Annotated in this window: 7 protein-coding genes and 1 pseudogene; 5 read left to right on the top strand and 3 right to left on the bottom strand. The window is 62.6% G+C overall.

What is annotated here, in order from left to right:
* A partial coding sequence (locus tag MGN01_RS24025) for a hypothetical protein (protein WP_210246100.1) occupies positions 1–255 on the top strand: 255 nt, incomplete at its 5' end.
* A 665-nt stretch (positions 256–920) separates the two neighbouring features.
* On the opposite strand, the gene MGN01_RS22445 is transcribed toward MGN01_RS24025, so the two are convergent.
* Together MGN01_RS22445 and MGN01_RS22440 are read right to left on the bottom strand one after the other, a co-directional pair.
* On the bottom strand, positions 921–2237 hold the full coding sequence (locus MGN01_RS22445; RefSeq protein WP_147049021.1) for a HAMP domain-containing sensor histidine kinase: 1317 nt from the start codon (positions 2235–2237) through the stop codon (positions 921–923).
* 52 nt (positions 2238–2289) lie between these two features.
* A complete protein-coding gene (locus MGN01_RS22440) occupies positions 2290–2970 on the bottom strand; it encodes a winged helix-turn-helix domain-containing protein (RefSeq protein ID WP_147049020.1) in 681 nt (226 codons plus the stop codon).
* Positions 2971–3315: 345 nt separating this feature from the next.
* On the opposite strand from MGN01_RS22440, the gene MGN01_RS22435 reads away from it, so the two are divergent.
* From MGN01_RS22435 to MGN01_RS22420, 4 genes are all read left to right on the top strand, one after another.
* Positions 3316–5562: a TonB-dependent receptor gene (locus MGN01_RS22435; protein ID WP_170246124.1), complete on the top strand. Its 2247-nt coding sequence runs from the start codon at positions 3316–3318 to the stop codon at positions 5560–5562.
* Positions 5563–5634: 72 nt separating this feature from the next.
* Complete coding sequence (locus MGN01_RS22430; protein WP_238258524.1) at positions 5635–6804, top strand: ABC transporter ATP-binding protein; 1170 nt, start codon at positions 5635–5637, stop codon at positions 6802–6804.
* 39 nt (positions 6805–6843) lie between these two features.
* Positions 6844–7899 carry an extracellular solute-binding protein gene (locus tag MGN01_RS22425; RefSeq protein WP_147049017.1) on the top strand — a complete coding sequence of 352 codons (1056 nt, stop codon included), beginning with the start codon at positions 6844–6846 and terminating at the stop codon, positions 7897–7899.
* A gap of 6 nt (positions 7900–7905) precedes the next feature.
* Positions 7906–9618 (top strand): ABC transporter permease, encoded by a 1713-nt coding sequence (locus tag MGN01_RS22420; protein ID WP_147049016.1) that lies wholly within the window; start codon positions 7906–7908, stop codon positions 9616–9618.
* A gap of 741 nt (positions 9619–10359) precedes the next feature.
* Here the strand turns inward: MGN01_RS22420 and MGN01_RS22410 are convergent.
* Positions 10360–10468, bottom strand: a pseudogene (locus MGN01_RS22410) (IS5-like element ISMt1 family transposase); the annotation flags it as partial.

The raw sequence follows: 10468 nt of genomic DNA, 5'->3' as shown, positions 1-10468 counted from the left end.
CACGACCTACGTACAATCTGGCCCGCTCCCGTAATGCGCTGGCTAGGCCGCTGGCCTGCCGAGGGCATCTCAGACCGCAAAAACTATCGCGACGTCAGCGACCGTCATCTTGTCGACGCTAAAACCTCCTTAGCAAGCATTCGACAAGTTAATCTTAGAATAATTAGAAACATTGATTTTATCATTTTTGATAGACTTCAAAAACTGACCGGGCCTTGGCATAGACGGACGGCGATGCCGTCGTCGGAGCGATGAGCCGACGCGTTCACGAAAAGGCAGCCTCCCTACCGACCATGTCGAAGGCTACGTCCACAACGATCAAGAGGCGCATCTCCTCAGATCCGGGAGAGAATGAGTCCAGCGACTCGGAGGGTCAGGAGCGTCCGCTGCGTCGCCGTATCCGATGGGTGGCCAAGCCGAGACAATCAAACGCCAAAAGCTTCGATGCCGTTCTACCCCTGTCGAGCCGCGCCATTGCTTGCCTCGCACAACGCCTCCCGAGACGGAGCGGCCAGGACGGGAATCTCGAAGAACTGCTATTGAGTGGCAAGCTCCCGCCCTCAAAGATGCTCCGGATCGCGGCAGGCTGTACGAGAGCGGAGTTATTGGCGACACGGGGCGTCGGTGTCGGCACAGTCGACGAGATTGAGCGTTGGATCGAAACGCACGGCTACCATTTCCGTCCGGAGCCCACCGGCGTTACGGCCGCGCTCGGAAAGGCCATTGAGCTCCTTGAGGCGCTGGTCGAGACACGCGCGGAGGACGCATATTTCCAGGCATTCCTGGCTCTCCCCGCTCTCAAGAAGGCACTGCGGGCGGCGCCTGAAAATCGAACACGTCTCAGAAGCGTCTATCGAACCACCCCTGCAGAACCTGTCGGGATGGATTGAGCGAAACCGGGCGGCCCTGGACATCCTACGTCACCGCTCTGGGTTCGGGCCGTCGGACAGAGCCGCGAGAACGATAGTTACCCGGAGACCGGGCCCATTGTCGGAGAGCACGATCAGCGCACCGTGCAGTTCGGCAACCGCGCCGACGAGGGTCAGGCCGAGACCGTTCCCGACGGCACTGCGGCTCTTCTCGACACGGTAGAAGCGACGGAACACTTTCTCCCGTTCCTCGGGCGGAATACCTGGCCCGTTGTCGGTGAACGAGATCTCGGCCTGGCCCGCGGCCGCGCTCAATCTGACTTCGATCGTCGCGCCGGCCGGCGTGTGCTGAAGCGCGTTCTCGCAGAGATTGGAGAACAGCTGCATTAAGAGTTCCTTGTCGCCCTTCACGAGGATGCCGCCCTCGATGTCGTATACGAAGCTACGATCGCTATCCTCGATGGCGGGGGCGTAAGCTTCGGCTACAGTACGCAGGGCCGAGGACAGATCCACCGAACGAAAGCCCGCCCGTCGCGCCCCAGCCTCGATCTGCGCGATGCGGAGAAGCCCCGAGAACACGTCCAGAATTTCGCCGATCTCCACATTTGCCCGGTCTATCGCATTTCGAAAGTCCGCTTCTGTGGACGGCCGGCTAGCAGCCTGCTGCAAGCCGTGTTGGAGACGGGTCAACGGCGTCCGAAGATCGTGGGCGATGTCATTGGAGACCTGCCGCACGTTCTCGATGAGGCCAGAGATGCGATCGAGCATCCTATTCAGGGTCCATGCGAGCCTGTCGAAATCGTCCTTCGTCCCTGCGACGTCGATCCGTCGGCCGAGATCGCCCGCGATGATCGCCTCGGCGGTCCGGTTGATGGCATCGACGCGTCTCAGAAAAGCTCCTGACAGAAGCGCACCCAGCGCGACGCCGAGAACGACCGATGCAAGAAGGGCCATTCCGAAGACCCGCCGGATTATGGCCTGGACAGCCAGAACACCACTGAGATCGTCGGTGACGATCAGCCTCGTCCCGTCGCTCAGGGTCTGGGCGACCGCGACGACCGTTCTGTTCGACCGATCGGCGTTGATGTCTTCGAATTCCCGGGCACGGGTGTCCGCCCTCGCCTTGAGCGCCACGAGGTTTGTATCGCCGGTGACGCGGCCGTCCGTTTCGATGATCGCGTAGTGGAGACGAGCCTCGCCCCGCTGCAATCGGCCCGCCAACGCCGCATCCAGATCGGCGCGGCCGCCATGGACGAACTCATCGACCAGAGCGCCAATTTCGCCCTCGGCCCAGGAGCGGGCCTGCCCGCGGAGTGCGTCGGAAACGGCCACTTCTACCAGCCAACCGATGGCGGCGACCGAGACCACAAAGACAACCGTGTAGTAGAGCGCGAACCGGAAGCCGGTGCTGCGGACGAGGTTACGAAGATCGCTCACGCAGGATGTACCCCGAGCCACGAACCGTTTCGATCAGCCAACTGTCGAAGTCGCGGTCGACCTTGGCGCGAAGGCGGCTCATATGCGTCTCTACGAGATTGGTCCTCGGCTCGAAGTGAAACTCCCAGACGTTCTCCAGGAGTTGTCGGCGGCTGACCAGTGATCCCGCATTCCGCATGAGATAGGCCAGCAGCTGAAACTCGCGCGCCTGTAGCTCAACAATCTCGCCCGCGCGCTTCACCCGCCGAGAGACCAGATCCATTTCCAGGTCGCCAACACGCAGCACCGTTTCAACCTGTGCGAGTGGAAGGCGCCGCGCCAGGGCATTCAGGCGCGCGAGGAGCTCTGGAAAGGCGAAGGGTTTGACGAGGTAGTCGTCGGCACCGGCTTCGAGCCCCTCTACCCGGTCGTCGATGCCCGACATCGTCGTCAGGAACAGCAACGGTGTCCGAACCGAGGATGCCCGCAGGCGTCGCGCGATTTCGAGTCCATCGAGACCCGGCAGCATCCGGTCGATGACGACGACGCCGTAGGCTGCCGTACGGGCGCGCCGCAGGCCTTCATTTCCGTCGGTAGCATAGTCGACAAGGTGCCCCGCCCCAACGAGCCCTTCACCGATCAGGTCCGCAGTCCGGCGATCATCCTCAATGAGCAGGATTCTCACGGCTCTACTCGTGAATACGCAGCTTTGTGGACAACAAACTTCGACATGTTCTCAAGTGTGATGATAAGCGCCGTGTCTTGAAAGCCACAATGAGCATGACGAGCGTCAGCGCCGGTTCTCAGCCGAGGAATCCACAACCTATAAGCGAATTATCCTAGTATTTATTCCTTTGCAGGTTGATGGGTCAAGCAAGTATAACGCTGATCGAAATTGGATTAATTCCAGCTTGCGAACATTGGGTTTTGGTAATTTGACCCATCCCTGATCTCCCGGCCTAGACACCTTCATCGGAAACCTGCGCGAAACGTCGCGGGACATCTTTGGTCGAGTGGTTGGGTGTCGAGAATGGAAAATATTGCAGCGCGCGGGCGGTCTCGCGTTTTTCTGGCGCTCCTGGGATCCGTGGCGACGATCGGAATGGCAGCAGCCGAGCCGGCACAGAAATCGAAGGCCGGACGGCAGGGCTCGGAACGCGAGACGACGGGCGCAGTCCAGGCGTTGGCAGGCCCCAGCGCAGCGACACTGGAAGAAATTGCGGTCGCCGGCGATCTGCTCGGCAATCCAGGCGCACCGAAGGCCGGTCCGCAAGGCGGTGTCTCGGTCGGCTACCTGCAGAAGCAGACCCGAACAGCGACGAAGACGGCCACTCCTCTGATTGACACGCCGCAGGCCGTCACCGTCGTGACTCAGGAGCAGATCCGGGACCAGAACTTCCAAAACCTCACGGACCAGCTTCGGTATGTCCCCGGCTTCATCCCGGCGCAGGGTGAGAGCAACCGCGATCAGGCGATCATCCGAGGCCAGAGCACCAGCGCCGATTTCTTCGTCAACGGGATGCGCGACGACGTGCAGTACTACCGCGACCTCTACAACATTGAGCGCATCGAGGTGCTCAAGGGGCCCGACTCGTTGATCTTCGGCCGCGGCGGCGGCGGCGGCATCGTCAACCGAGTGTTGAAGGAGGCAGACGGTCTGCGGGTCCGCGAGATCATAGCTGGCGGCGGCCAGTTCGGTGACAAGCGCGTCGCCGTCGACGTCGGTGATCGGATCAGCGACAGCGTGTTCTTCCGCCTAAACGGCGTCGTCGAGGACAGCGGAACGTACCGCCAGTTCGGAGAGCTGACCCGCTACGGCTTCAACCCGACGATGACTTTCCTCATCGATCCGCAGACGACCCTAAAGCTTTCCTACGAGTACTTCCATGACGACCGATTCCCCGATCGAGGAATTCCGTCCCAATTGGGTCGCCCCTACAACTACCGGAACAACATCCGAACCTTCTTCGGCGACCCCTACGGCAATTTCACCAAGGTTGATGCCAACATCGCGACGGCGACTCTCGACCACCAGTTCGACAGCGGCGTTGAGATGCACAGTCAGTTGCGCTTTGCCGACTACAACCGCTTCTATCGGAACACGCTGCCGGGCGGCCCCGTAAACGCGGCTGGCACGGCGGTTACGATCACCGGATATCGGAACGAGACCGATCGTACCAACTACTTCAGCCAGAACGACTTCACCTACAAGTTCAACACAGGCTCCCTGAAACACACGTTCCTCGGCGGTTTTGAACTCGGGTATCAGGAGGGTCTCGTCTTCCGGCAGACCGCCTTGTTCGGCTTCGGCAATAACCTGGTGTCGAGCGTCGTCGTAAACCCGCTCTCACCCGTCACCCGCCTTCCGGTTACCTTCCGCAACAATGGAACAACGGATGCGAACAGCCGCTACAATCTTGGTTTGGCGGCCGTCTATGCGCAGGATCAGGTCGAGATCACCGATTGGCTCCAGCTGATAGGCGGCCTACGTTACGATTACTTCGACTTCGCATCGACCGATCAGAGAACACGTATCACCCAGTCGCGCGTAGACAACCTCGTCTCGCCCCGTGCCGGTATCGTTCTGAAGCCCCTCCCGAACCTAGCCTTCTACGGAAGCTACAGTGTTTCCTACCTGCCGAGTTCTGGTGACCAGATCGGCGCATTCACGCCAGGCCTCGTGATCGCCAAGCCCGAGGAGTTCGAAAACACCGAGGTCGGCGTAAAATACGACGTCAATCCGAGGCTTCAGCTCACTGCCGCTGCCTACAATCTGGATAGAAGGAATCAGCGTCTCGCCGACCCCAACAACCCCGGCTTCTTCATTCTGTCGGGCAAGACAAACACGCAAGGCATCGAGATCGGAGCGAACGGCTACGTCACCGATTGGTGGCAGGTCGCGGGCGGCTACGCCCTCACCGATGCCAGGATCGAAAGTGCGACCTCGGCGACGATCGTTAAAGGAAACACGGTCGGCTTGGTGCCGTTCAACTCCTTCTCTCTCTGGAACAAGTTCGCCGTCACCAACGAATTTTCGATTGGCATCGGCTACGTCTACCAGACCCATACGTTCGCGAGTTCCGACAACACGGTCCGCCTACCCGGCTACAACCGCTTCGACCTAGGCCTATTCTACACGTTCAACGAAAACCTGCGAGCACAGCTGAACATCGAGAATATTTTTGACCGCGGCTACATCTATACGGCCGACAACAACAACAACATCACGCCCGGCGCACCGCGGACGATCAGGGGCCAGTTGATCTGGCGGTTCTGAGCTTCTATGGACCCGCGCGGGTACGCCTCGCGCTGGTCCGCTCCACGCCCCACCCTCCGAAGGATGGAGCGGATGAAAGTCGGCCCTTCGAACGTTCAGTCGTGGTGTGGCCGATCGCGCGGCATCGGACGGCACCGGCAGGAGCGCTTCCGTCGCCCCCGGTATCCGAAGCAGGCAGAGTTCATGCTCGCACCGCAGCCGGTTCCCCGTCTCGAACTCCAGGCGGTCTGCCGTCGTTTCGGCCATGCGATCGCGGTCGATAGCGTCTCGATGTCGGTGATGCCTGGCGAAATCCTCGCCATTCTCGGTGCGTCCGGATGCGGGAAGACGACGCTTCTCCGGATCATCGCCGGCCTAGAGGAGGCCGGATCGGGCAGCGTCCATATCGACGGCCGTCGAGTCTCAGGCGAGGGCATCGATGTGCCGCCCGAATCCCGCGGCGTCGGCCTGATGTTCCAGGACTACGCGCTGTTCCCCCACATGACCGTTCTTGCCAATGTCTGCTTCGGGCTGCGCGGGATGCCCCGCCCGAAGGCGAGGGCGGTCGGGCTCGGCCGCCTGCGCGAGGTCGGCCTGGACCATCGCTCCAACAGCTATCCACATGTCCTGTCGGGAGGCGAAGCCCAGCGCGTCGCCCTGGCGAGGGCGCTCGCCCCTGGTCCCCGGCTGCTGCTTCTCGATGAGCCCTTCTCGAACCTCGATCAGGAAACCCGCGACCGGGTCCGAACCGACACAATCGAACTCCTGCGCCGGACCGATACAACGGCGATGGTCGTCACCCACGATCCGTCAGAAGCGCTACGGATCGCCGACCGGATCGTGTTGATGCGGGCCGGGCGGGTCGTTCAGATCGGTACGCCCGAAGAGATCTATCGTACTCCGGCAACTCCGTTCGCGGCCGCCGCCCTCGGCGACGTTCTGGCATTACCCGGCAACCTACGCGGTAACGCGGTCGACACGCCCCTTGGACGCATACCAATCGATTGTCCGACGGCCGCCCGCAAGGTGTGGGTCTGGCTCCGACCGGAAGCGATCCGGATCGGGCCGTCGGGGAGCGGCACGCCTGCCCGAGTGCTTCAAAGCGATTTCGACGGCGCGCGGCGCCGCCTGCAACTGGCCGTCGACGGGCTCGAAGCCTCCCTCGTCCTTTCGGTCCCTGCCGGCGACGCTGCGGCTTTGGGGGACCGGATCGGCCTCACGCTCGACGCAGCGGAGCCCTGCCTCGTCACCGACGCGGACTGACATGTCGCGACGGACCCAATGCATCAGACAGGAGCTAAGATGACCCGACCCGATCTCGTCACCCAGCCGCGCTGCCGCCGCTCGCCGCTCGGTCTCCGCGCAGCTCTCGCACTCTGCCTCTCGCTCATAGCGACCGGCGTCGATGCTGCCGAACTCAATCTCTACACGACGCGAGAGCCTGGGCTGATCCGTCCGCTGCTCGATGCCTACACCGCCAAGAGCGGCACCAAGGTCAATACGGTCTTCGTCGAGAAGGGATTGGCCGAACGCGTCGCCGCCGAGGGGAGCCGTTCCAATGCGGACGTCTTGATGACGGTCGATGTCGGCAACTTGATCGAGATCGTCGACAAGGGCCTGTCGCAGCCGGTGCGATCGACCGTTCTGGAGACGGCCGTGCCGGCACCGCTCCGCGATGCCGACGGCCACTGGTACGCGCTCTCGATGCGTGCCCGTGTGTTGTACGCGGCCAAGGACGCCCCAGTAGACGCTGCGACCTACGAGTCGCTCGCCAACCCGAACTGGAAGGGCAAGGTCTGCATACGTTCGGGCCAGCACCCCTACAACACGGCCTTGATCGCCGCCTTCCTGACTAGGCACGGGCCCGAGAAGACCGAAACCTGGCTCAAGGGCCTCAAGGCGAACCTTGCCCGAAAGGCAGCTGGGGGCGACCGGGACGTCGCTCGCGACATCGCCGCGGACCTCTGCGAAATCGGTGTCGGCAACTCCTACTATATTGGCCTGATGAAATCCGGCCGTGGCGGCCCAGACCAGCAGAAATGGGCAGACGCCATCAAGGTCGTGATGCCGACCTTCGAAGGCGGCGGCACGCATGTGAACATCTCGGGCGCGGTCGTTGCGAAGTCCGCCCCGAACCGCGAAGAGGCCGTCAAGCTCCTCGAATACCTCGTCTCAGACGAGGCCCAGGCGGTCTATGCCAAGACCGATTACGAGTACCCGGTGAAGGCGGGCGCGACGATGGATCCGTTGCTCGCCGGGCTCGGAAATCTGGTAATCGACACGACCCCGCTCGTCGAGATCGCCCGCAACCGCAAGGCCGCGAGTCTGCTCGCCGACAAGGTCGGCTTCGACAACTAGGCATCCATGCGTTCGATGGGAGGTATTGCCGGCCGCGCGGCGGCCACGCTGCTGGCGGCCGGCCTCCTGGCGCCAGTGCTCTCGCTGTTTCTCACAGCGATACAAGGCACTGGCGAGAACTGGCCGCACCTCTTCGCCTACGTGCTGCCGCAAGCGATCCAGGAAACCGTGCTGTTGCTGGCGGGCGTGGGCGTAGTGGTGGTGGTCGTCGGTGTCGGCACGGCTTGGCTGGTGACGGCGTTCGATTTCCCCGGCCGGCGCTGGCTTGACGCAGCCCTGCTCCTGCCGCTGGCAGTTCCCACCTATGTCGTCGCCTATGCCTATCTCGACCTGCTCCATCCCCTCGGCCCGGTTCAGGGCGGCCTGCGGTCGCTACTCGGATTGGCGCGACCACGCGATCTCGTTTTCCCGGAGTTGCGATCCCTGCCGAGCTGCATCCTGCTCCTCGGTCTCGTCCTCTATCCGTACGTCTACTTGCCGACCCGGGCGCTCTTCCTCATGCAGGCACGGAGCATGATCGAAGCCGCAAAGATCCTGGAAGCGTCCCCGGCGCGGATGTTCTTCCGCGTCGTCGTACCGATTGCGCGGCCAGCCATCGCATTGGGAGCGAGCCTCGCCTTGATGGAAGCGCTGAACGATGTCGGGGCGGCGGAATTCCTCGGCGTTAGGACGCTCACGGTTCAGGTCTACGCCACCTGGGTGAACCGGTCAGACCTGCCCGGTGCCGCGCAGATCGCCTTGGCGATGCTCGCAGGCGTGCTCGCTTTGCTGGCTCTGGAACGCGCGGGACGAGCGATGCGGGGGCATGCAGGTTTGGGGCAGCGCAGTCCGCCGATGAGCCGGACACGGCTCCAAGGTGGCAAGGCCTTCGCTGCCATGGTGCTCGGATGGTGGCCGGTTCTGTTCGGGTTCGCGCTGCCGGCAGGCTATCTGGCCGAGGCCGCGATCCGGCGCGTCCTCGCATCCGGCCTCCCGCCAACGCTCGGCCGAGAAATCACACAGACCATGCTTTTTGCAGGCGGCGCAACGCTCGTCACGGCAGTGCTCGGTGTGTTCGTCGCGGCGTCTTCCGGCCTCGTCAGCCCGCTTCCGGGGCGATGGCTTAGCCGGATTGCCAGCCTCGGATACGCCTTGCCCGGCACCATTCTGGCCGTCGGACTCATGCCGCCGCTGGCCCTCATCGACACGGCATCCGCCCATGTTTTAGAGGCGACAACAGGGATTACTGTGGGTCTTTTCGGCGTAGGAACAGCCACGGCCCTAGTGGCCGCCTACGTGATCCGTTTCCTGACCATCGCGACGGGCGCGACAGAGGCGGGGTTCGGCCGAATCCCGTCATCTCTCACCGACGCGGCGTGCATGCTTGGATCGAACCGGATCGGAGCTCTCGTCCGGATCCAGCTTCCCCTGGCGTGGCCCGCGATTCTGAGCGGTGGGCTGCTGGTCTTCGTCGACTGCGTGAAGGAGTTGCCCGCAACTCTTCTGCTGCGCCCCTTGAACGTGGAAACTCTCAGCACGCACCTATATGGCGAGGCCGCCCGCGGGACCTACGAGGATGGGGCGGTCGCCGCCCTTCTGATCGTTCTGGTAGCCCTGGTTCCAGTCGTGCTTCTGCTACGCACGAGCGGCGAGGTCGCTCGGCGCCCTATGGCGGCCATCGGGCAGAACGCACCTGATGCGATCTATGCCAGGTCACCGTCCGGCGCGGAAGCGCGTTAGCAAGTCATTTCACTACATCCGGCCAACACAGGAAGCTGGCCAACTGCGTCTTCCAGTACCGGGTAGAGACTGGGCCAATACAGACGGACCTGGCGAAGAAACTCGGCCGCCATCAGTCCGCTTTTACCTCTATGGAGGCAGATGACCGATGCATCGATCTGGCCGAATTGCTGAACTTGGCACATGTCCTGGGCTTCTACATCCACGAACTGATGGACCACGTGGAGAGACGCCGGGTTGAGAGCACCGGGCGCTGTTCGCAGTCTACGGCACTCGGCAAGTTGCGCGAGTAGCCCTCGGCCACCCGTAATAGGTTGCAGAGGTTTGGACCGTTGCTCGGCCTGCGACCTCGCGAACTTGTGCCGTGACCGTCTCGAGGACAGAGCCGATGTCGCTGATGAAGTGGCAAGCGACGATCACGTCTGATACCCGATCGGGACCGGGATTTCGTAGGACGACAAGCGCCCGCTGAGGTTCGTGAGAATCCGAAGGAAGGGTAAGGGTCGTTTCCCCGACGGTGATCGAACCTTGCTCCGCCGATGCCGCGCCGCTAGCAGCCAAGGCGATAGCGCAGAGAGCCGCGACCGACCACGCGGTCTTCGAAATCTTCACAACCCCACTCATGCTAAACCCATACCGGATCGCCACCAATCACTGAACGTCGCGCGAAGCGGCGCAAAGGGTGTCCGGATGGACGGCCTGACGTGCTGGCGAGCAAGCTGAGATGGCACTCTAGGTCAGCTAGGGTGTGTCATCGCTTGAGCCGATCAAGGGGGCGGCGAGGCCGAGGACGCCGATGAAGCTGACGGCGGTCTTCTCGTAGCGGGTGGCGATGGCGCGCCATTCCTTA

Origin of the sequence: Methylobacterium gnaphalii, from assembly GCF_007992215.1 — a bacterium.
Classification (GTDB): Bacteria; Pseudomonadota; Alphaproteobacteria; order Rhizobiales; family Beijerinckiaceae; genus Methylobacterium; species Methylobacterium gnaphalii.
The sequence above is the reverse complement of the archived record's forward strand: the minus strand, read 5'-3'. Positions and strand labels throughout refer to the sequence as shown.

Excerpts from the sequence above, each read along its gene's own strand:
- MGN01_RS22435 (WP_170246124.1), top strand. The coding sequence starts at position 3,316 with ATGGAAAATATTGCAGCGCGCGGGCGGTCTCGCGTTTTTCTGGCGCTC.
- MGN01_RS22430 (WP_238258524.1), top strand. The coding sequence starts at position 5,635 with ATGAAAGTCGGCCCTTCGAACGTTCAGTCGTGGTGTGGCCGATCGCGC.
- MGN01_RS22425 (WP_147049017.1), top strand. The coding sequence starts at position 6,844 with ATGACCCGACCCGATCTCGTCACCCAGCCGCGCTGCCGCCGCTCGCCG.
- MGN01_RS22420 (WP_147049016.1), top strand. The coding sequence starts at position 7,906 with ATGCGTTCGATGGGAGGTATTGCCGGCCGCGCGGCGGCCACGCTGCTG.